General features: G+C 71.1%; 14 protein-coding genes and 1 pseudogene. 11 read left to right on the top strand and 4 right to left on the bottom strand.

Annotated elements, in window-relative coordinates; genetic code table 11:
- Positions 1–399 precede the first annotated feature (399 nt).
- From AB1L88_RS16595 to AB1L88_RS16585, 3 genes are all read right to left on the bottom strand, one after another.
- The gene (locus AB1L88_RS16595; RefSeq protein WP_367097793.1) at positions 400–4,299 is read right to left on the bottom strand and encodes a protein kinase; all 3,900 of its coding nucleotides are present in this window, start codon (positions 4,297–4,299) and stop codon (positions 400–402) included.
- Positions 4,300–4,431: 132 nt separating this feature from the next.
- The gene (locus tag AB1L88_RS16590) at positions 4,432–5,127 is read right to left on the bottom strand and encodes a sigma-70 family RNA polymerase sigma factor (protein ID WP_367097792.1); all 696 of its coding nucleotides are present in this window, start codon (positions 5,125–5,127) and stop codon (positions 4,432–4,434) included.
- A gap of 543 nt (positions 5,128–5,670) precedes the next feature.
- The gene (locus AB1L88_RS16585; protein WP_367097791.1) at positions 5,671–6,432 is read right to left on the bottom strand and encodes a PEP-CTERM sorting domain-containing protein; all 762 of its coding nucleotides are present in this window, start codon (positions 6,430–6,432) and stop codon (positions 5,671–5,673) included.
- A gap of 1,619 nt (positions 6,433–8,051) precedes the next feature.
- Here AB1L88_RS16585 and AB1L88_RS16580 point away from each other — a divergent pair.
- The 8 genes and pseudogenes from AB1L88_RS16580 to rplS all read left to right on the top strand — a co-directional run.
- A complete protein-coding gene (locus tag AB1L88_RS16580) occupies positions 8,052–9,146 on the top strand; it encodes a DUF1559 domain-containing protein (protein ID WP_367097790.1) in 1,095 nt (364 codons plus the stop codon).
- Positions 9,147–9,363: 217 nt separating this feature from the next.
- Positions 9,364–9,567, top strand: coding sequence for a hypothetical protein (locus tag AB1L88_RS16575; protein ID WP_367097789.1), 204 nt, complete (start codon positions 9,364–9,366; stop codon positions 9,565–9,567).
- Positions 9,568–9,763: 196 nt separating this feature from the next.
- Positions 9,764–10,675, top strand: coding sequence for a LamG domain-containing protein (locus tag AB1L88_RS16570; protein ID WP_367097788.1), 912 nt, complete (start codon positions 9,764–9,766; stop codon positions 10,673–10,675).
- Positions 10,676–10,843: 168 nt separating this feature from the next.
- Positions 10,844–13,486, top strand: a complete 2,643-nt coding sequence (locus AB1L88_RS16565) for a choice-of-anchor Q domain-containing protein (RefSeq protein ID WP_367097787.1) — start codon at positions 10,844–10,846, stop codon at positions 13,484–13,486.
- 176 nt (positions 13,487–13,662) lie between these two features.
- A complete protein-coding gene (ffh, locus tag AB1L88_RS16560; RefSeq protein WP_367097786.1) occupies positions 13,663–15,165 on the top strand; it encodes a signal recognition particle protein in 1,503 nt (500 codons plus the stop codon).
- 380 nt (positions 15,166–15,545) lie between these two features.
- Entirely contained in the window at positions 15,546–16,004 is a 459-nt protein-coding gene (gene rpsP / locus AB1L88_RS16555) for a 30S ribosomal protein S16 (protein WP_367097785.1), read from the top strand.
- Positions 16,005–16,190: 186 nt separating this feature from the next.
- Positions 16,191–16,853: a tRNA (guanosine(37)-N1)-methyltransferase TrmD gene (gene trmD / locus AB1L88_RS16550; RefSeq protein WP_367097795.1), complete on the top strand. Its 663-nt coding sequence runs from the start codon at positions 16,191–16,193 to the stop codon at positions 16,851–16,853.
- Positions 16,854–16,959: 106 nt separating this feature from the next.
- Positions 16,960–17,307, top strand: a pseudogene (gene rplS, locus AB1L88_RS16545) (50S ribosomal protein L19); the annotation flags it as partial.
- Positions 17,308–17,864: 557 nt separating this feature from the next.
- On the opposite strand, the gene AB1L88_RS16540 reads toward rplS, so the two are convergent.
- Positions 17,865–18,842 (bottom strand): PDZ domain-containing protein, encoded by a 978-nt coding sequence (locus AB1L88_RS16540; protein WP_367097784.1) that lies wholly within the window; start codon positions 18,840–18,842, stop codon positions 17,865–17,867.
- 367 nt (positions 18,843–19,209) lie between these two features.
- On the opposite strand from AB1L88_RS16540, the gene AB1L88_RS16535 reads away from it, so the two are divergent.
- The 3 genes from AB1L88_RS16535 (at position 19,210) to AB1L88_RS16525 (ending at position 22,674) form a co-directional block, all read left to right on the top strand.
- The gene (locus AB1L88_RS16535; protein WP_367097783.1) at positions 19,210–20,271 is read left to right on the top strand and encodes a dienelactone hydrolase family protein; all 1,062 of its coding nucleotides are present in this window, start codon (positions 19,210–19,212) and stop codon (positions 20,269–20,271) included.
- 121 nt (positions 20,272–20,392) lie between these two features.
- Positions 20,393–20,755: a DUF485 domain-containing protein gene (locus AB1L88_RS16530; protein WP_367097782.1), complete on the top strand. Its 363-nt coding sequence runs from the start codon at positions 20,393–20,395 to the stop codon at positions 20,753–20,755.
- Positions 20,752–22,674 carry a cation acetate symporter gene (locus tag AB1L88_RS16525; RefSeq protein ID WP_367097781.1) on the top strand — a complete coding sequence of 641 codons (1,923 nt, stop codon included), beginning with the start codon at positions 20,752–20,754 and terminating at the stop codon, positions 22,672–22,674. Before AB1L88_RS16530 ends, AB1L88_RS16525 begins: the two co-directional genes overlap by 4 nt.
- Positions 22,675–22,680 lie beyond the last annotated feature (6 nt).

Here is a 22,680-nt window from a genome sequence, read left to right as displayed (position 1 = left end):
CTGAACGCCGTCACGGGATCGGTCCGCACCGCGGACCCTACGAGAGAACACGGATTCAGGCGAATCGGTCTGAGTGTTCTCCTCCCCGTCCCCGATGTCGTATAGGATCCCAGGGAGAGCCAGGCGCCGGCGAACCGAGGTCCCCCACCTCGACAACCAGAAGCCTTCGAATGTGAACCTATCGCCGGTCGATTGACGCGAGCATGCACGAGGCGACCGGCGGGCGGAACCCGAGGTGGCAACCGTCGGACCGAGCACGGGCCATCGGCCCTCGATCGTGATGCGATGCGGACGCTTCAAATGTCGAGGCGAAGGGCCGGCGATCCGACCGGCCCGGCTTCCGACGGTCGGGGCCCGGGGGATGGCCCCCGGCATCCCGGGCGATCCGGCCGGGGGGCGTCACCAGTCGAGATGCAGTGCGGCCAGTTCCGACCGGATCGCCTTGAGGTCCCAGACCTCGACGACGCGGTCCTCGGGCGACCGGAAGTCGAGGCTGGCCAGGTGGCGGCCGTCCCGGCTGAAGGTCAGGCCGAAGATCGGGTCGCGACGCCTCGGGAGCCTCAGCAGGCGGCGGGGCGATGGCCTGGCCCCGTCCTCCCCGATCGTCCAGAGGTTCAGGAACCCGCCGAAGTCGCCGACGGCCAGCAGGCGGCCGTCGGGGCTGAAGGCGACGGCCAGGGTCCAGCGGGTCACGCTCGGGTCGGGCGGCGGCAGCTCGGCGACGACCTCCCAGGTCCTCGTCGCGATCAGCCGGGCATCGCCGTTCTCCCCCCCGACGGTCAGCAGGCGGCCGTCGGGGCTGAGGGCCAGGCTGCGGCAGGGCTTGAATTCGGGCAGGTCGATCGGCTCGGGCATCGCCCGGCCATCCCCGAGCGACCAGGCGTGCAGGCGGTCCTGGTCCACGAAGTAGAGCGTCCGGCCGTCGGGGGTCAGGACGGTCGTCGGCTGGGACGGGTCCCGGGGGACGTCGGGCGAGAACGGGAACGGCTCGTCCTGGTCCGACGACACGAGCCGGCTCAAGCTGCCCGCCCCGTCCCCTTCGCCGGCCTTCCAGAGCCAGAATTCATGCGACGACCTCCGCGGCCCTCGATACCGACCCGCACCGGATCGCTCCCCTTCGCGTTCCCCGTCGCGTCGCGACGCCTCCTCCGGGCGCGGGGCGAACTCGCGGAGGACGAGCGCCGATCGGCCGTCGGCCGACCGGGCCATCAGGCGGAGCCCGTCGGTCGGGGCCGCCGGGGGGTCGTCGAGATCGGGCCAGGGGGTCAGGTCGATCGGCTCGTCCGCGTCGAGCGAGGCGAAGCGGGCGAGGCCCTCGGGGCCGAAGGCGAGCACCCGCCCCTCGTGGTCGAACGCCAGGGCCGCGGCCTGGCCCTCGGCCCGTTCCCAGGGTCGGGCCCGGGTCGGGCAGTGCTCGGGATGCCAGACGCGCGGGGCGTCGTGGTGCAGGGGGAGGACCATCAGGCCCTCGGGCCCGAAGGTGGGCAGGCGGGCCGGCTCCCCCTCGGGGATCTCGAAGCCGATCCGGCCGATCGGCTCGACGATCGACCAGACTTCCGAGGCCGGGCCCGACGCCACGAGCAGGGTCCGCCCGTCGACGAAGGCCACGTCCTGCACCCAGGTCGCCGTCGGGATCGAGGCGACCGGCGCGTTGGCCGCCGGGTCCCAGATCTCGATCCCCGTGTTCCGGCTCGCCGTGGCCAGCAGCCGGCCGCTCGGGCTGAACCGGAGCATCCGGACGAACCCCTCGCTCAGCCCGGGCAGGGGGACGGCGGGCGTCCCGGACCAGGCGTCGACCTCCCAGAGCTGGACCCGGCCGTCGCCGGCCGCGGCGATCACGCCCCCCGGCCCGACCGTCAGCGCCGTCAGGCCGATCCCGGTGTCGAACCCGGAGAGCCGCTTGCCGTCCTCGGCGTCGAAGATCACCAGGCGAGACTCCGGCGCCGTCCGGCCGACGACCACGGTCTTCCCCTCCGGCTCGAACTCGACCAGGGGCCACGGGGAGGGGCGGTAGGCCGACTCGAAGGTGATCTCGTCGAGCGTGGCCAGCGGCACGGGGGAGGCGTCGAAGTCCCAGAGGCGGACCCGGAGGCCGGCCATCGACCCCCGCGTCCCCCGGCCCGATCGGCCCGGGCCGTCGTCGGGCTCCTCCCCGTCGTCGGGCTCCTCGGCCGGGGGCCGGGGGATGGCCTCGATCGTCACGAGCCGATGCCCCTGGTCCGAGGCGAGCAGGCCGAGCACCTCGGCCCCGTCGAGGTCGAGCGGCCGGACCGATCCGCTGCCCGGGTCGACCAGCAGGATGCCCGGCGCCTCGGGGTTCAGCACCGCGATCGAAGGGCCGACCGCCGCCAGGCTCGGCCCCCAGGCCCCCCGCCTCCGGGACGTTTGCCTGGGCGCGTCGTTGCCCTCCTCCTGCTCAGCCCGGATCGTCGGCGGGCGGAGCGGGACGGTCAGCAGGGCGATCCGGTCGTCGGGGTCCCAGACGGTCAGGGTCTCGCCGTCCTCGCTCAGCACGGCCACGCGATTCGGCCCGCCGTCGTCGCGGCCGTCGTCCCCGTCGCCGGACTGGTCGAGGCTGACGAGGCCCCGGACCCGGCCGGTCGCCAGGCTCGGCCGGTCCTCGACGTCGCGGACGGCCAGCAGCTCCAGGGCCTCGTCCCGCAGGGCCACCCGCATCGACTCCTCGGGGGCCAGCGAGGCGGCCTCGCGGAGCTTCGCCCGGCCCTCGTCGCGGCGGCGGGGCATGGTCGAGGCCCGCAGCACCGGCAGCTGGCTGAGCAGCTCGCCGGCCCGGGCCACCTGCTCGGACCGCGTCGCCTCGCGCTGCTTCTCCAGGGCGTTGGCCAGCTCGCGCTGGAAGACCAACGCCCGGTCCCTCTCGTTGGCGACCCGGACGTAGGCGACGGTGGCGGTGATCAGGATGGCGGCGGCGGCGACCGTGGTGATGATCGAGGCCGTCGGGTGCCGCTGGGCGAGCCGCCAGGTCCGGCCGATCGGGCTGATCCGCCGGGCCTGCACCGGCTCCAGGTCGAGGAAGCGGCCGAGGTCGTCGGCCAGCTCGGCGGCCGTCTCGTAGCGGTCGCCCGGGCGCTTGCCCATGGCCTTCAGGACGATCGTCTCCAGGTCGCGGGGCAGGCGGCGGGCGAAGCGTCGCAGCGGCGGCGGGTCGCGGTCGACGATCTGGCGGACCAGCTCGGCGGAGGTCTGGCCGTCGAACGGCGGGCGGAGGGTCAAGAGCTCGTAGAGGGTCGCCCCGAGGCTGTAGACGTCGGTGGCCGGGCCGATCGGCCGGCCGTCGGCCTGCTCGGGGCTCATATAACGAGGGGTGCCGACCGGGCCGTCGCCTCGGGTCTGGCCGGGGTCTTCCAGGCGGCGGGCCAGGCCGAAATCGGCGACCCAGACGATCCCCCTGGCGTCGACCAGCAGGTTCGACGGCTTGACGTCGCGGTGGACGATCCCGCGTCGGTGGGCGTAGGCCAGGGCCTCGGCCGCCTGCTTGCCGACGCGGGCGACCCAGCGGTAGTACTCCGATCCGGTCGGCGGGACGAAGGCGGGGGGCCGGTCGTCGGCGCGGGCCGGGGCGGTCGCCAGGCGGACCCGCCTCGTCCACGACCCGGGCGTCTCGTCGCCGGCGGTCTGGCCGGGGAGCGAGAGCAGGGCCGAGCCGAGGCTGTCGTCCCGGATCGCCGTGGTGGCGTCGCGGTCGGTCGGCATCGGGCTGCGGCCGGTGGGGGAGCCGGAGGCGGTCAGCCGGTCGCGCCGCAGGACGCGCAGGACCCGGTCCAGCCCGCTGCCCTCGATCCGCTGCATCGCGTAGTAGCAGAGGCCGCCGACCTGCCCGACGTCGAAGACCGGCACGATGTGGGTATGGTGCAGGCTCGCGGCCGTCTTCGCCTCGTTCAGGAACCGCCGGCGGCCCGACGACCCGGGCGCGGCGTGCCCTCCCAGGATCTTCAGGGCGACGGGGCGGTCGAGGTCGACGTGGACCGCCTCGTAGACGACCCCCATGCCGCCGCGGCCCAGCTCGCGGACGATCCGGTAGCCGGCCACCCGGTAGCCGGCCGCCAGGCGTCTCGACCCGACGCCGCCGGGGCCGGTGCCCGACCCGACCAGCCCCTGGACCAGGGCCAGGCCGTCGAGCGCCTCGCGCAGTTCGTCGGCCAGGTCGGGGTACGAGCGGGCGAAGTCGTCGGGCTCGGGGGCTCGGCCCGATTCGGCCAGCTCCAGATAGGCCTCGATCGCCTCGCCGAGGCGTTCGTCCCGGTCACTGGCTTCGGTCCCCGCGTGCTGGAGCGCCATGATGGGATGGGCCCTCGAAGGTGAGTCGATCGGGCAAGCGAACGCAAAAAAGGGGGGCGTGCGGCGGGTCATCCCGGGGAGGTGGCCGCGAGGCGATCGGGCCGGGGGAGACGCAACCGGCTTACAATATCTTTAAGCGTTTTCCGGAGGTGTGTCGGCCCGCTCATCTCCCTCGAACCGCAAGGAACCGCCGGGCGGGCCTTCGAGGGTCTGCTTCAGGCGCTTGAGCCCCTTGGCCCAGAGGCCGCGGACGACCTTGCGGCCGACGCCCATCTGGTCGCCGATGGCCTCGAAGGATTGGTTCTCGGCGTGATAGCGCCAGAGGACCTCGGCCTCGGCCTCGGGCAGGTCGGTCAGGGCGTCGGCGAGCAGGACGATCAGCTCGCGGCGGCTGGCCTGCTCGCTGGGGCTGGTCTGGCTGAGGGCGAGCACGTCGAGCAAGCGGCCGCCGTCGCCGCCCCCGCCGGCGGGCAGGCCGCCGCCGTCGGCGTCCCAGGGGGCGTCGAGCGGCAGGGCCTTCACGTCGCCGACCCGCTTGGCCCGGCTGTGGTAGCGGCCCAGGTCGGCCAGCTTCTGCCCGACCAGCCGACGCAGCCAGCCGACCAGGGCCGCCTCGTTCTGGCCGGTGAAGGAGGGGAACTGGCGGACGACCTCGACCAGGGTCTCCTGGACCACGTCGGACAGCTCGACCCGCTCGCGGAGCCGGGGGCCCATGCCCGATCGGACCACCATGCGGAGGTAGTTCCGGTAGAGGTTGCACAGCTCCCCCAGCGCTTCGGTCCGTCCGGATCGGGCCTCGGCCATCAGTTCGGTCGGTCCGGAAGTCATGGGCAACGGCCTCCGCGCGGGGTCCCCGGCCGGGTCGGGAGTGATCGGGGCGGCTCGGTCGGGGAACCTCGGCAGTGCTTCGGGCGGGGTTTGCGTGTCGGTCGTGGCGGCGGGGGCCCTCACCCGGCCTTCGGGCACCCTCTGCCCCGAAGGGGGCGAGGGTCGGGTGTTTCACCCTGCTCCCCGCGGCCGGGGTGAGGGGTCTGGGCCCGGATCGCGAGGCGAGGCGTTCGGACAGGGAGCCCGCTCGCCCGGCCTCCGACCACCCTTTCCCCGGGGGGCGAGGCGAGGGTCGGAGGCTGCTCCCCGCTCCGGAGGAGGGGGTGACGCTCGTTGCCCTTCTCCTTACAACAATGATCGGGCCTGGGCCGCCGCTCGGCAAGCCCAAGCGGCGGGGCGGTGGGGGGCCCTCCCCGGGGATGGAACCCCGGCCGGCGGGATTCGGGCCGGGGCGCAACGCGAAACGCCCCTCGCCGGAACGGGCCGGCGAGGGGCGTCGGGGGTGTTCTTCATCAGGAGCGGGAGCGATCGCGGGCGATCGGCTCAGGCGTCCTTGCGGGCGAGGGCCCGGCGACGCAGGCCCAGGCCGCCGGCCAGGGCGACGAGGAACACGGCGATCGAGGCCGGCTCAGGAATCTGCACCGCCTCGATGCGGCCCTGGATGCTCGTCCGGCCACCGTTGGTGGTGAACGGGGCGATGTCGACCGGGTCGATCTTGGTGATGGTGAAGATGAAGTCGTCCACCTGGAAGGTCGGCAGGTTCTCCGGGTCGAGGTCGAAGGTCGCGGTGACGTTCGACTGGGTCTCGCCGGTGATCGTGCCGTTGAGGAAGGCGTCGATGAAGATCGGGGTCTGGTTGAGGTTCGGCACGGAGCCGTTGACCTCACCGACCGTCAACGCCACGGTGAACGGGGTGTTGTCGTAGGTCGTCGAGACATTGGCGCCCAGGTCGGGCAGGACCTGGAACTCGCCGAAGCTGACGTTCGACGGGGTCCGGACGGTCTGCTGGACGATCCCGTTGTAGTTCATCAGGTTGCCGGCCGAGATGGTCGACGTGTCGCCGAAGGTCCCGGAGGTGCTGAAGCGCACCAGCGGGCTGGCCGGGGTCGTCGAGACCGGGGCCGAGACGGTTTCGGCGGCGGCGTCGTCGGCGACGCCGGTGGTGCTGATCAGGTCATCGGCGGCCGTGGTGTCGGCGGCCGTGTCGATCTCGTCGGCCGAGACGACGGGGCCCAAACCCAGGAAGCCGAGAGCAAGGGCCATACCCGCCAGTCGCAGCCCGGCCCAGCCTTGAATCGTGTGCATCCTTCCCTCCTGAATCATCGAAGATCGACGCCCTTCCAGGGCATCGGGACCGGGCCGCCGCCGAAAATCGGTGGCTGCCCCGGCCTCGGAATCGTGGCCAGACCTCCGGGACCCCCGGCCCGATCCGCCCCGCAGACGACCGCCAACGCGGCCGCCTCGGCCGGAGCGATCGGGGCAAAACCGTTGGCCCGCGAACCGGAGCCCCGGGGACATCCCCCGGGCCCGGGTCACGTCCTCGCCCCCCTGACCGATGGTCGGTGGGGGAACGATCGGACCAGAGCCTCTCATTGCGAGCGACGGCGACCGTGCCGCATCGGTTGCGAATTCACGGCGGGTCAATCGAGTGTGATGTGACAGCAGTCGAGATCGAGCCATCTTCACCGGCCTCCCTGCCGGCCCGAGATGATGGGTCGTCGAATCCGTTCGCGACGCTCCGAGAAGGTGGAGTTCCGAAACCGGGGCGGAGAATACTGGAGGCCCCCGAGACTGTCCACCTCAAGTTTCCGAATTCTCGCCGATTCGGCTGAAGTTCTTCCCGGGACTCGCCGAAACGCCGACCCGAGGCGGTGGAATCCCGCGGTCTTGCGGGGGGGCCGGGCGGCATCGGGCGGCGGGAATCCCGCGAGAATGCCCCCGCCGGGGGGTGATTCTCCCCCGCCTCGGGGCCGGAGGGAGGGCCCCACTCCGCCCGCTCGGGCCCGCCGACCGGCCGGGCCGTGGCGGCCGATCGGGGGCCTGATTCCCGATGGAGGGAATCGGGAAGGGGGCGTCGACGGGGGCGAGGCATTTGGAAATCGGTGGCCTTGCTCCGATTTTCTTCTCGAATCGTTCACTGCCCCCTTGATTCGGGAGCGGCAGAATCGCTATGACTGATGACCGTTGAGTGACATCAAGTCTCTTCATGTAACTGCATGCAGTGCTTCACTCGACAGCACGTTTGGGCCACGAGCGGCCACCTCTCTCGACTGCTCGTGGTCGCGTTCTTGCAGTGAGACGAATCGCATCTCGTTCCGGTTGAGCCGAGCTCCCTCGCGCCTCAACGCCGCGGCCGAGGCCGGCCGTGTCGCCCTGCGTGGGAGGTTCCGTCATGCTCGGGCGAGGATGGTCCGTCCCCTGATCCTGGCATGCCGCCGCTTCGCCCGGCCCAATCGGCTTCGGTTGGGGGGGGGCGGGGCCCGGGTGGGGTGCTCGACAGGAGGGGTGGCCTGCCTTGCCGAGCGGCATCGGTTCGGACCGGGACCGGGCGGAGACCGATCGTTCGTTCTTGAAAATCTTCCTTTCCCTCGGTTTCTCGGCCGAAGCCTCGTTTCCGATCCGCGGTTTCGTCTCGTCTCGTCTCGTCTCGACCCCGCCCGGTGCTTGCCGGGCGGAGCGATCTGCATCGTTCGATTGCGTTGGTTCGTGATTCGTACGCGTGGTTGTCCTTCGCCGCGTCGGGGGGCCAGTCCCGCTCGACCTGCGAAATGCTTCGGACCGCACGCCCGTTGCTTGCCTTTCCGCCCGTCGGCCGGCCCGCACTTGACTCTTCGCAGCGGGTGCGACCGGGCCGACAGCGTTTCGATCTTTTTTTATTCACCTCGACCGACACTCACATCTCGATTTCTTCGGAGCGTCTCGCGATGAATCGTCCTCCCCGATCCCGCCGCGGCCCGGCGCGCGGCTTCACGCTGATCGAACTGCTCGTCGTGATCGCCATCATCGGCGTCCTGATCGCCCTGCTGCTGCCGGCCGTCCAGAGCGCCCGCGAGGCGGCCCGGCGGGCGCAGTGCACCAACAACATGAAGCAGATGGCGCTGGCCGCCCACAACTACGTGGACTCGTGGCAGCGGCTGCCGTCGGGCCTGCGCTGGGGGTGGGTCCCCGGCTCGAACACCTCGGTCACGTCGCTCCACGGGCCGTTCCCGGGCTTCCTGCCGTACATCGAGCAGACGGCGCTGGCCAACGCGATCAACTACGACGTGAATATGTTCATGCACCAGAACATCACCATCCACGGCACCAGCGTCTCGACCTTCGCCTGCCCGAGCGACCCGACGGCCACCGAGCTGAGCACCCACAGCTCGACCGCCTACCCGCGGATGGCCCACACCAGCTACGCCGGCAACGGCGGCCTGTGGCCGAGCAACACCTACTCGCTGCCGCCGACCGAGGGGCGCCCGGGCGGCCTGGTGCACTCGCAGTACGGCCGGGTGCGGGCCAACTCGCTGGGGGTCTTCGCCGTGCACAGCGAGACGACCTTCGCCGAGATCAAGGACGGCCTGAGCAACACCATCATGTTCATGGAGCACGCCAACGGCATCCTGGCCGACCGCAACCCTTCGGAGACGGCCGACTGGGGCTGGTGGACCTCGGGGGCCTACGGCGACACCCAGATCACCGCGATGTACCCGATCAACGCCCACAAGAAGATGCCGCGCTACGCCCCGGCGAACGCCTGGGCCGACTCCCACATCATGGCCGCCAGCAGCTTCCACCCCGGAGGCGCGAACTTCGCCATGGCCGACGGCTCGGTGAAGTTCATCAAGGAGACGATCGACACCTGGCAGATCGACCCGGCCACCGAATTGCCCGTCGGCCTGACGACCCAGACCAACGGCTCGGCCTTCTGGGCGACGACCTACGAGGTCGGTGACCCGGCCGTCTTCCGGTCGGGCGTCTACCAAGCGCTCGCGACCAAGAACAAGGGCGAGGTCATCAGCGCCGACCAGTTCTGACGGCGGCGTTCGCGTTCGCCTTCCGTCGCGTTGCCGGCGGCTCACGCCCCGCCCGGATCGGCCCGATGGGCCGGCCCGGGCGGGGTTCGCTGATTCCCGGGCGAGGCCCCGCCGCCGGGCGGCGGGCTCGCCTTCCATGATCGAGAGGAGAGTCCCTGTGTTTTGTTGCAACGATCGAGTTCGATCCGCCATGGAACCGCGTCGGACCCTTGCCGGGATGTTCGGAACCCTGGGCATGGCGGCCTGCCTGCTGGCGGCCGGGTGCTCGGGGGGAGAGGATGCCGCCCCGACTCCGGTCGAGGGGAACGATGCCGGGCTGGTCGAAATCCCTTCCGACGGAGACGGGCCGTCGTCCGGGCCCGAGCTCAATGCCATGACCCCCGGCGGCAAGGGCCCTCGAGGGGCGGCCGGCACCCCTTGAGATCGGGTCGGACCGCCCCTCGGGGTTGGTTGATGGAACCGATCCCGAAACGCGTTGGACGGCATCGCCCGATTCGGCGGGTTCGCCTCTGTTCGGACGACCGGGCCGCTTGCCGGTTCCCGATCGGGGGCGGCCTCGCTACGCTCGATCCTGAAACACTGGTTGCTTTCGACGATCGACCGGGAGGATTGAGCCGATGATCGGACGATGCCGAACTGCCCCGACCTTCGCCATCGTGCTGGTGGTCGTGAGCGCCTCGCAGGGTCTCCGGGCAAGGGCACAGGAGCCCGACGCCGCGATGCCGGCCGAGCTGGCCGCGTCGCTCTCCTTCGCGGCGACGTTCGACGACGGGTTCGACGCCGAGGTGGCCGGGGGGGACCCGACCTTCTATTCGGCCGAGACGGCGGCGCGGGCGAATCCGGTGGCCGGGCCGGACGGCCCCGGCGTCGATCGGCCGGCCGAGGGGGGGCGGTCGGGCGGGGCCCTGCGCTTCTCGAAGGAGAATCAGCGGGTCCACTTCTTCCGGGTCGCCGAGAACCTGCCGTTCGAGGGGCCCGGCGGCGACGGCTGGTCGGGCACGATCTCGTACTTTTTGAGCCTCGACCCTGAGCCGGAGCTGCCGCCGTCGTACGTGGACCCGATCCAGATCACCCAGAACGCCTGGAACGACGCGGCCATCTGGAACGACTTCACCCGAGACGACCGCCCCCGGGCCTTCCGGCTCGGCGTGCTGGCCGACCTGGCCGTCTGGAACCCGGAGGACAAGGACTTCGAGGCCCTGCCCGACGCCGAGAAGCCGGTCGTCGCCGTGGCCGAGCCGCCTTTCGCCTCCGGGCGCTGGACCCACGTCGTCATCACCTTCGATCGCTTCAACACCGGCCGACCGGATGGCGAGGCCCGGCTCTACCTCGACGGCGAGCTGCGCGGGACCGTCTCGGGATGGGATCAGCGCTACTCGTGGGACCCGGGCCGGGCGGTCATCTTCCTCGGCCTGAACTACGCGGGGTTGCTCGACGACCTGATGATTTTCGACCGGCCGCTCTCGGCCGACGAGGTCGCCCGGCTGACCGAGGCCGCCCGCGACGGCTCGCCGCTGCTGGCCCCCTGATCGGCCCCGGGGTGATTTGACTCGGGGCGGTCGGCGGGTCAGGCTGGAAGGCGAACCGCATCCACCCGGGGTGGTCCGGACCCTTTCGTTTTTTTGCCTCGCGAGCAAAGAAAAGGGCCCCGGGACCGGGGAGGATGCCCGCAGCTCAAGGCGACCGGAGGCCGAGCCATGTCCCTCGATCCGAATCGGCGAGGCGGCCGGGGCCGCCGCGACGGCGTCCGGCCTCGCTTGGAGGGGCTGGAGCCCCGGTGCCTGCTGGCGACGTTCACCGTCTGCGTGCTCGACGACGACGGCCCCGGATCGTTGCGCGGGGCGATCGAGCAGGCGAACGCCGATCCCGACCACGACATCATCCGCTTCGAACCGGGCCTGACGGGCACGATCACGCTGCAAACGAAGCTGCCCGACCTGACGACCGACCTGGCGATGGTCGGGCCGGGTTCCGAAGTCCTGACCCTGGAGCGGTCGCAGGACGACGAGGCCCCCGCCTTCCGGATCATCACCGTCGGCGAGGGGGTGACGGTCTCGCTTGCGGGGCTGACCCTGGCCGGGGGCCTGGCGACGGCCGGCGGCGGCGTGGCCAACGCGGGGACGCTGGTCCTCTCCGAGGTCGAGATCCGCGACAACCGGGCCGGGTTCGAACTGGCCGACGCGCGGGGCGGGGGCGTCTCGAACACCGGCGTCATGACGATCGTCGACGCGATCCTCCGGGAGAACGAGGCCCGGGGATTGAACGCCGTCGGCGGCGGCGGCGACGGGTTCGGGGGGGCGATCCACAATGCGGGGACGATGGAACTCGTCCGGACCACGATCGTCGGCAATGCGGCCGCCGGCGGGATGCAAACGATCGGCTCGCTCAACCCGGGGACCGGCCGGGGCGGCGGCATCCTCAACTCCGGCTCGCTGACGGTCACCGCCTCGACCCTGGACGGCAATGTTGCGGATGCGGGCGGGGGGATCGACAACGACGGCACCCTGACGCTCGACGGCTCGATGGTGGTCGATAATGCGGCCACGGGGGGCTTGCGGTCGGCCGTGCTCGGGGCCTGGGCGCAGGGGGGCGGCATCGTGAACTCCGGGCTGCTCCGGGTGGTCGATTCCTCCTTCTCCCGGAATGAAGCCCGGTCGTCCGGTTTCCTCGGCGCCGCGGCCTCGGGCGGGGCGCTGGCGAACGTCGGGACGGCGGCGATTCTCGGGTCGGCGTTCGAGGACAATCGGGCCGACTCGCAGGCGCCGGGGGGGCCGACGAGCTTCGCATCGGCCGAAGGCGGGGCCGTCCGGAATGCCGGGCCGATGACGATCATCGGGTCCTCCTTCGCCCGGAACCGCGTGCGGGCGACCGACGGGATCACGGCCGATGCCCGCGGGGGGGCCGTCTCCAGCTCCGAGCCGCTGTCGATCACGGAGTCGGTGTTCGAGGAGAACCGGGTTGACTCCCAGGGCATTCGGGGCGGCATCGCCCTGGGGGGGGCGATTGCCAGCAACGGCCCGCTGGCCCTCTCGGCGTCGACCCTGGTCGGCAACGCGGCGGAGGGCCGGGGAGGGTTCGGGCCCTCGGGGAGCGGCGGGGCATTGGTGCAGGGGCAGTCGGGGTCGGCGACGGTCGTGAACACGACGATCAGCGGGAACCGGGCGTTGTCCGGGGGCGGCATCTCGACCGACGGCGACGTGATCCTCGCCCACGCGACGATCGCCGACAACGAGGGGGGCGGCGTCGTCGCGTTCACGATCCCGCCGCTGACGCCCCGTCGGGTGGCGGTCGTGTCGAGCCTCTTCGGGAGCAATCCGGGCGGCTCGATCGTGAACGACGGCGCGGAGGTGGTGTCGATGGGCGGCAACGTCTTCGCCGACGCGCCGGGCCTGGAACTGGCCCCCTCGGATCGCGCCGAGGTCGATCCCCGCCTCGGTCCCCTGGGTGACAACGGCGGCCCGACCCCGACCCGGGCGTTGCTGCCGGGGAGCCCGGCCATCGACGCGGCGGTGCCGGTCCTCGGGGTGACGGCCGACCAGCGGGGCATCCCCCGGCCCTCGGCCTCCGCCCCCGACTCCGGCGCGTTCGAGGCCGAGGTGTCTGCGGAGATCGTCGCGACCCCGGACCCCCCCATGCCCTCCCCCGGCCAGCCGGTGACGGTCAGGCTGACCCTGACGGACGCCGACGGCCTGCCCCTGGCCGGTGTCCCGGCGGCGATCCAGGTCGTCTCCGGCCCGAACGCCGGGATCGCCGGGCCGATCGCGTTGACCGACCTCGACGGCCGCCTCGTCTTCTCCTACGAGGGCGAGGGCGGGCTGGGGACCGACGCGGTGATCGCCTCGGCCATCCAGCCCGGGGGCTCGACCGTCGTCTCGACTCCGGCGTCGGTCTCCTGGCCGGCGCTCCCGCCGGTCGTCACCGGCCTGCATCGCCAGGGGTTCCACGCCCGGCCGACCCGGCTTCTCCTCTCCTTCAGCGAGCCGATGGACCCGCACCGGGCAGGCAGTCCCGACGGGTACCGCCTGGTCGCCCCCGGCCGCGATGGTCGGCTCGGGACGGCGGACGACCGGGCCGTCCCGATCGCCTCGGCGGTCCCCGACCCGTCGGGGACGACGGTGACGCTCGTCCCCGGCCTTCGCCTGCCGCTGCATCGGGCCTACCGGCTGACCGTGATCGGGACCCCGCCCGAGGGCTTGACCTCCGCTTCGGGGGCCTTCCTCGACGGCTCGGGGACCGGCCGGCCCGGCTCGGACTTCGTCACGACCTTCGGCCCCGAGGTGCTCGATCGGCCGACGAGGGCGGGCCTGGCGGGTCGGCACTCGCGTCCCCCGCGAGCGTGATCGGGCCCGGGATCGAGGGGGCGTGAGGGCCGGGACGCGGTCCAGCCGCGGGGAGGGCCCGGCGACGAATCGGGACATCCGGCCCGCTTCCGGGCGCCGGCATTGCTCGGGGGCGGCCCGATCGTTACAATTGGCGATTCGCAATCCCTCAACGTGGCGATCACGGTACGCCTCCCATGTTCGACGACATCCAGCACCGCCTGTCAGACGCCCTCGGCCGGTTCAAGGTCCGTGGTAAGCTGACCGAGGCCAACATGCAGGAGGGCCTGAAGGCCGTCCGGACCGCCTTGCTGGAAGCCGACGTCAACTACGAGGTCGTCCAGCGCTTCATGAAGCGCGTGACCGAGAAGGCCGCCGGCCAGGAGCTGATCAAGAGCGTCCGCCCCGACCAGCAGATCGTCAAGATCGTCCACGACGAGCTGATCGACCTGATGGGGGAGGGCGACCCGCACATCCGCTTCGAGAAGTCCGGGCCGACGGTCTTGATGCTCTGCGGCCTGCAAGGCTCGGGCAAGACGACGACCGCCGGCAAGCTCGCCCGCCGGATGCTCGGCCTCGGCCGCAAGCCCTTGCTCGTGGCCGCCGACCTGCAACGCCCGGCGGCCATCGAGCAGCTCAAGGTCCTCGGCCAGCAGCTTGATGTTCCGGTCTACACCGAGGATCCGTCGAAGGCCGATCCGGTCGAGGTCTGCCGCAAGGGGGTGGCCGAGGCCGACCGCCTGGGCCGCGACACGGTGATCCTCGACACCGCCGGCCGCCTGCACGTCGACGACGAGCTGATGGGCCAGCTCAAGCGGATCGAGAAGAAGGTCCGCCCCCATCAGGTCTACTTCGTCTGCGACGCCCTCACGGGGCAAGACGCCGTGGCCTCGGCCGGATCGTTCAACGAGGCGCTCGAGCTCGACGGCGTGATCCTGACGAAGCTCGACGGCGACGCCCGCGGCGGCGCCGCCCTGTCGGTCCGGCAGGTCACGGGCGTGCCGATCAAGTTCGTCGGCATGGGGGAGAAGCTCGAACGGCTCGACGTGTTCGACCCCCAGCGGATCGTCGGCCAGATGCTCGGCATGGGCGACATCGTCGGCCTGGTCGAGGCGGCCAAGGACGCCGTCGACGAGGAAGAGGCCAGGCGCCAGCAGGAGCGGATGGCCAAGGGGAAGTTCGACCTCGACGACTTCCGCAAGCAGATCGTCACGATGAAGAAGATGGGGTCGGTCAAGGACCTCATGGGCAAGATCCCGGGCATGAACCAGATGGGTTCGATGCTCGAAGGGGTCGACGCCGACGCCGAGGTCAAGCGGATCCAGGGGATCATCGACAGCATGACTCCCGAAGAACGCCGCGACCCGGACCGGATCGACATCAGCCGACGCCGCCGGATCGCCGCCGGGGCCGGGTGTGAGCCTCAGGACGTCTCCGGCCTGGTCAAGCAGTTCGACGCCATGGCCGCGATGGTCAAGCAGATGTCGCAGATGTCGATGCTCGACCGGGTGAAGACCCTCTCGGGCCTCGGCAAGGCCGGCGCCTTCAACCCCGGCGCCATGCTGAAGACCTCCAAGCAGAGCACCGGCAAGCGCCTCAGCGCCAAGGAACGCGAGAAGCAGAAGAAGCTCCGCGAGAAGGAGGCCCGCCGCCTCCAGCGCGAGCAGCGCGAGAAACGCAAAGGGGGGCCCAACCCCTGAGCCGTTGATGCCGCACACGGCAGGATCCCGCCCCTCGCCGGTTGGCGGTGACCCTGCCTCGAACCACGGCCCAGCCTTCCTTTCGTCCGGGCGAGACGACGAACGGGGCCAGGCCGCTTGTCCTGACCGGATGGATGGAACGAACGTCTCGCCGCACCGATTCGCCGAATGAGAGGGGATGAGCCGGCTTGCGACCTTTTGGGGTCGATCTGCCGGCCGCGGGGCCGCCGATGGCTCGGGAACCGGCCCCGTTTCCCGATTGCTCTGCCTGAACGACCCGTTCGTTCGGCCGGAGCGACGAGGGGAGCACCCGACACGTTTGGGACTCAAGAACATGCGTCCGAGCCGCGCTTCCGATTGCCTGGGAGTGATCGATCGAGATGGTCAAGATTCGCATGAAGTCGTTCGGCCGACGGCACCGCCCGTTCTACCGGATCTGCGTGATGGACGCCCGGACCCCCCGGGACGGCCGCGCCATCGAGGAACTCGGCTGGTACGATCCGCTCGTCCGGAACGAATCGGCCCGCGAGTGGTTCAACACCCCCCGCGTCCGCTACTGGCTCTCCGTCGGCGCCCAGCCGACCGAGAAGGTGGCCGCGATGCTCAAGCGGCACGGCATCACCAAGCCCGCCAACGGCGAGGCCTGGGATGACGTCCCGGCCGAGGAGCGTCCCGCGCCCGGCGCCAAGACGACCCACCTGACCGGCGGCCCCGCCCCCAAGCCGAAGGCCGCCCCGCCGGCCCCCGAGGCCGAGGCCGAGGCCCCCGCCGCCGAGGCCCCGGCCGACGCCGCCGCCCCGGCCGCCGAGGAGCCGAAGGCCGAGGAATCGCAATCCTGACCGGCCCGGCCGCCAGCCAAAAGGGACGTTCCTGGGCGTGATCGGCCGACAGCCCGCGACCGGACAGGACCCAGACGGCGCCTCGCCGTTCTCCTTTCCGATCGCGCTTGACCGCCAGACCCACGCCCTGTTCCGGCACCGGCCGGCCGACGAGCAACGGGCCACCCGACGATGCGACCGCCTCCGCTGCGATTTGACGTCCTGACGCTCTTCCCCGGCCTGTTCGGGGGGTTTTTGTCCGAGAGCATCCTGAAGCGGGCGATCCGCCGAGGCTTGATCTCGGTCAACCTCTGGGACATCCGCCGGTGGGCCCTCGACCGGCACCGGAGCGTCGACGACACCCCCTTCGGCGGCGGCCCCGGCATGCTGATGATGGCCCCCCCGGTCGTCTCGGCGGTCGAGGCGGTCCAGGCAAGCTTCGGCGACCGACCCGGACGCCTGATCGCCCTGACCCCCTCCGGCCGACGCCTCGATCAACCGTTCGTCGCCGAATTGGCCCGGGAACCCCGAATCACCCTGCTCTGCGGGCGTTATGAGGGGTTCGACCAGCGGATTCTCGACGTGCTGCGGCCCGAGGCGCTCTCGATCGGCGACTACGTCCTCTCCGGGGGGGAAGTCCCGGCCATGGTGGTCATCGACGCGGTCATGCGGCTGGTCCCCGGCGTCCTCGGCGACGAACGGAGCGCGGTCGACGAGTCGTTCGGGCCCGACGGCGGCCTCGAATATCCGCACTACACCCGACCCCGATCGTACCGCGGCCTGACCGTGCCCGACGTCCTGCTGAGCGGCGACCACGCCGCCATCGACCGCTGGCGACGCCAGCAGCGACGCGAGGCAGGGACGGGCTGACCCAGGCCCAACGGCCACGGTCGGGCGCCTCGGGCGTCCACTCAGAATACCGTTCTCCTTTGATTCATCCGGTTTCAAGACAGACAGGCACACAAGGACCCCTCCCATGCAGAACGCCCTGATGGAACTGGTCGAGAAGACCGGTTTGCGCGAGAAGGTCCCTCACTTCGAGATCGGCGACACGGTCGACGTGCACGTCCGGATCCTCGAAGGGGACAAGGAACGCATCCAGATCTTCAACGGCGTCGTCATCTCCCGATCCGGGGCCGGCGTCCGCGAGATGTTCATCGTCCGCCGGATCGTCGCCGGCGAGGGGGTCGAGCGGGCCTTCCCGGTCCACTCCCCTCGGATCGCCGACGTCGTCGTGAAGCGATCGGGCAAGGTCCGTCGCGCCAAGCTGTACTTCCTCCGCGACCGCATCGGCAAGGCCGTCCGCCTCAAGGAACGCATCCGGGGCAAGGCCAACGAGGCCGAGGCCGCCGCCGTCCGCACCCAGAAGCGCGAGGCCCGCAAGGCCAAGAAGGCCGCCAAGGCCGAGGCCCGCGCCCAGCGCGCCGCCGAGCCGAAGGTCAAGGCCCCCAAGACCGACGCTGCCCCCGCCTCCGAGGGGGATGCCGCTCCCGCCGAAGGGGCCGAGTAATCGCAAGATCGCCCGGACGGACTCCGGGCGATTCGATGCGCCTGGACCCGTTCTCGGCTGCCTGCCGGCTGATCAGCTCCGTCTCCCTCTCCCCGCTCGCGGGGAGAGGGCCGGGGTGAGGGGTCGCCGTCCGGTTCGCAGTGCTCGGCGCGTCCGTCAGGCTCCCCCTCACCCGGCCTTCGGCCACCCTCTCCCCCAAGGGGGGCGAGGGTTGAATTGGCTCCGACTCCCCGAGGGCGGGGTGAGGAGTCTGGGTTCGAATCGCAGAGCGGGGCGAGTCGGCAAACGCCCCCTCACCCGGCCTGGCGGCCACCCTCTCACCCAAGCGGGGCGGGGGTTAAGCGGGGGGCAGCCCCTTCGGCGTGCCCGTCTCAGGGCGTCGGATTGGGCACGGGAAGCGGCAGGGGGATCGACGACGGATACGGAGTGGGAATAGGAGTTGGAGCTGGAGTGGGCGTCGGGGCCTGGGCAGGAGCGGGGCTGGCGTAGACCTGGCCGCCCGAGGCATCGAGCACGACGTACACGGGCACATCGACGCCGGGTCTCCTCACGTCGCGGACGATCAGGTTGAGCGCCCCTCCGGAACTGGCGATGACGCGTCTCAGGGCGTTCGAATCGCTCATGGGGACGCCGTTGGCCGACATGATCGTGTCGCCCAGCTCGATGCCCGACCGCTGCGCGGCGCCGCCGGGGACCACCTGGGTCACGCGCAGGCCATAGGTCGGCCGCATCGCCAATCGCGGCGACGACTCGCCGGGAGCCGGGGCGGCATAGACCTGGTTCGTGTTCGCCACCGCCGTCAACTGCGTGGCCACGCCGAGCGTATAGGGCAAGGGGCCGAACCCCGGATCGGGGAACGGGGGCTGCGGCGGCACCGGCGGCGGGAACGGCCCCGGAGCCGGGGCAGGACCCGGTGCGGGACCGGGATTGACCGGCGGAATGTACACCCAGTTCGTTTGCGGCCGGCCGGTGCGGATGTTGACGAACTGCACCGACGTCTGCGCCGAGTGGTTCAAGAGGTCGTTCGGCCCGTAGATCGGCTGGCCGTCGAGCGCGATGATCATGTCGCCCGGTTCCAGTTGGATCTGGCCGGCGGGCGACCCGGCGACCGGATACTGCGTCAGGCGGGCCCCCTGGGCATTGCCGTACCGCTCGAGCCGGTAGGTGATGCCCAGGTTCGCGGCATATTGGTTGGTCGGGGGCGGCGCGTAATACGGCGCCGACGGCACGGGGGCCCGCAATTGCTGTTGCGCGTGGACCTCGGTCGACCCGATCGGGACCAGGGTCGCGGCGAGGATCACCCCCGCGAGTCCGAGCATCCGGTTCGATCGGTGGTGGTGTGTCCTCATCGCTGCATCCTCCGTTCTCAAAGGAACCATCCTGCACGAGACGACGCCCCTCCCCCCGGCCCCGATCCGTCCCCCGGGGTCGCGGGTGCCGACCCTCCGGACGGCCCCGGACCGACGGGCGTGCCGGCGAGGTCGGGGCGAGGCCGGCTCGGGGATCATCGGCTCGACCGGCTGCCCGACGGCCGGCGACGTCGTTAGCATAGGTCACCGGCGGGCCGGTCGCGTCGCACCACGCGACGCGACGCCACGCCTCGCCCGGCGCCCGTCGTCGTTCCATCGTATCGCATCCGGGGACAAGGACCCGACAGAAATGTTCGGTTCTCCGGCCTGCTCGGTTGATTGAGTGTTGATTGCGGAGTCGTGCCCAATGCAAGATCGAGGCTCACCCCCCTCGTGGCTTCCCCAGGTCCAGACCCCTCCCGACGTGATCCCGCCCGAGGCCGACCGGCCCGCGCCGCTCCTGTTCGACGCCGAGCACCGGCCGATCACGACCCCCGAAGCCTGGGCCGCACGCCGGGCCGAACTGATGGAGGCCTGGCGATCGTTCCTCGGGGTCATTCCGCGGCCCCGCAACGTGCCGGCGATCCGGGTGCTGGAACAGGACCGGGTCGAGCCCGAGGTCAGCGGCCAGCGGGCGGTCGATCGCCTGCTCATCGCGTACGATCCCGAGCCGGGCCGGACGGTCGAGGCCTATCTGCTGCGTCCGGCCGAGCCGGCCCCCGCGATGGGGAGGCCCGGGGCGGTCGTCCTGCACTCGACGACCGACGCCACCATCCGCCAGCCGGCCGGGCTGGACGGCCCGAGCGACAAGTTCATCGGCCTGCACCTGGCCCGCCGGGGGTACGTGGCGATCTGCCCCCCGTGTTTCCTCTGGGACGGGCCGGACGAGCCGAACCGCTATGTGAAGGCCGTCGCCCGGCAGCGGGATCGGCACCCGGGGGCGACCGGCACGGCCGCGATGCTCTACGACGCGCAGCGGGCGCTGGATCTGCTCGAGGCGCAACCCGATGTCGATGCCGGGCGGATCGCCAGTATCGGCCACTCGCTCGGGGCCAAGGAGGTCCTGTTCCTGGCGGCCTTCGACCCGAGGGTCCGCGCCACCGTGTCGAGCGAAGGGGGAATCGGCATCGGCTACTCGAACTGGGATGCCCCGTGGTACCACGGCGAGGCGGCGAGTCGGCCGGACTTCTCGCTCGATCACGCCCAGGTGCTCGCCCTGGTCGCGCCGCGGTCGTTCCTGCTGATCGGCGGCGACTCGGCCGACGGGGCGCAGAGCTGGCCGTACATCGAAGCGTGCTTGCCCGTCTGGAAGTTGCTCCGGGCGGGGCAGGCGCTTGGCCTGTTCAACCACGGCGAGGGGCACGCCTATCCTCGGGTCGCGCAGGATCGGGCGTATGAGTGGCTCGACTGGTCGCTCGGCCTGGGATGAACCCCCGGCAGGGGCTTGCGATCGGCTCCGGTTCGGCTACGCTACGCCGATCCGTCATCCCCCCTTTGGTCCCGGCGATTCCCGCGCGGCGTGGCCGGGTCACTGAACCCTCGGTGCGATTGTGCCCCCGATTCACGAACGACCGGCCGCCAGCAGTCGTGGCGGCCCTCCCGCCCACGACGTCGACGAGCCGCCGGCCCTGACGATTGCCTATGCGAGGGTCGGACTCTGGTTGTTCGGCGTGTATCTGGCCCTGTACGCGGCCTTCGTGGGGGTCAATGCGTTCGCCCCGGACATCATGGCGACGCGGCCCGCCGAGGGCCTGAATCTGGCGGTCTCGACCGGCCTGGGCCTGATCGTCGCGGCGATCGTCCTCTCGCTGGTGTACATGGCCATCTGCAAGCGGGTGGCCGATCGGTACTGGGCCGCCTCGGGGACGAGGCCGGGGCGTGACGGTGATCGAGCGCGAGGGGCCGGGCGATGATCTACGAACCCTCGACCATCGCCGTGGTCGTCTTCGCCGCCTTCGTCGGCACGGTGCTCGGTTTGAGCTTCTACCTGGGGCGGAAGGCCCGGGAGCCGGGCGGGTACTTCGCGGCGCACGGGCAGATCCACTGGTTCGTCAACGGGATCGCCTTCGCGGGCGATTACCTGTCGGCCGCGTCGTTCCTGGGCATCTGCGGGATGATCGCGTTCGCCGGCTACGACGGCTTCCTCTACTCGATCGGCTACCTGGCCGGCTGGGTGGTCGCCCTGTTCGTGGTGGCCGAGCCCTTGAAGCGGCTCGGCAAGTTCACGTTCGCCGATGCCCTGAACAGTCAGTTCGATTCGAGGGGGATCACCCTGGCGGCGGCGGCGAGCACCCTGGTGGTGAGCATCTTCTACCTGATCCCCCAGATGGTCGGCGCGGGGACCCTGGTCCGGCCCTTGCTCGGACTGCCGCACGAGGCCGGGGTGATCACCGTCGGCGCGGTGGTGGTCCTGATCGTCGTGACGGCGGGGATGGTCTCCACCTCGTATGTGCAATTCATCAAGGGGGCATTGCTCGTCCTCTTCTGCGCGGTCCTGGCCGTGTTCATCCTCCGGCGCGGCCTGACGACCGAGCCGGCCGTGCCCGACGGCCGGTTCCAGCCGTTCGAGACGACGACCGTCGATGCACTGGGCAGCGATCCGGGCCTCCGCATCCTCCCCGAGTCCGACGCCTGGCGCGACGAGCCGTTCGTCAGGGCCGAGGACGTGGCCACCGGGATCGTCACTGTCTGGTATCGCCTCGACCCCGAAGGCGATGAACTGGCCCGGGGGCAGACGCTCACCGCCTTGCCCGACGGCTCCCGGCTGGCCAACGGCCTGCCGCAGGGCAAGGGGGAAGGCCAGGGAGACTTGAAGGCGGTCGGCCAGGTGATCCGCCTGCCCGGCGATCAGACCGAAACCGGCCCGCTCGGCCCGATCGACTTCCTGACCGCCGTGCAGGACAGCACCATTGCCACCTGGAGCAACCGGATCATCCGAGGAAGCGACGGCTCGGTCACGACCGTCTACTATCCCGTGCCGACCGAGGGGAACGACCTGATGGTCCCCGGCGGCAGCTCGACCTTCAAGGGGATTCGGAGCGATCGGCTGGTCGACAAGCTCGACTTCATCTCCTTGATGCTCGCCCTGTTCGGCGGCACGGCGTCGTTGCCCCATATCCTGATCCGCTACTACACGGTGAAGGACCAGAAGGCGGCGCGGCGGAGCACGGTGGTCGGCATCGCGGCGATCGGGGCGTTCTACGTCCTGACGCTCTACCTCGGCCTCGGCGCGATGACCGGCGGGGTGCTCGACCCGACGAACTCGAACATGGCCGCGCCGCTGCTGGCGCGGAGTTTCGGCGAGCTGCCGTTCGCGATCATCTCGGCCGTGGCGTTCACGACCGTGCTGGGGACCGTCTCCGGCCTGATCATGGCCGCCAGCGGGGCCATCGCGCACGACCTGATCGAGAACGTCCTCCGCTGGCCGATGACCGACCTGCGGAAGGTCCGGATCGCCAAGGGGTCTGCCGTGGTGATCGGCGTGGTGGCCATGGCGCTGGGGATCGCGTTCGAGAAGCTGAATGTCAGCTTCCTGGTCGGCTGGGCGTTCAACGTGGCGGCCTCGGCGAACCTGCCGGCGCTGGTGATGCTGCTGTTCTGGCGGAAGACGACCAAGTGGGGCATCTCGGCGGCGATCTTCGTGGGCATGATCACGTCGTTGGCCTGGATCCTGTTGAGTGCCCAGGCGTATCGAGACGTCTATGGGTTGCCCGCCGAGGAGTCGATCATCCCGTTCAGCCAGCCGGGGCTGGTGACGATCCCGCTCGGGTTCCTGGTGCTGGTTTTGGTCTCGCTCGCGACCCAACCGAAACCGAAGCCGGGGGCCGCGTGACGCCGA

The organism is Tautonia sp. JC769, from assembly GCF_040717455.1.
Taxonomy (GTDB): Bacteria; Planctomycetota; Planctomycetia; order Isosphaerales; family Isosphaeraceae; genus Tautonia.
Note: the sequence above shows the minus strand (reverse complement) of the source record. Positions and strands in the feature narration are given on the sequence as shown.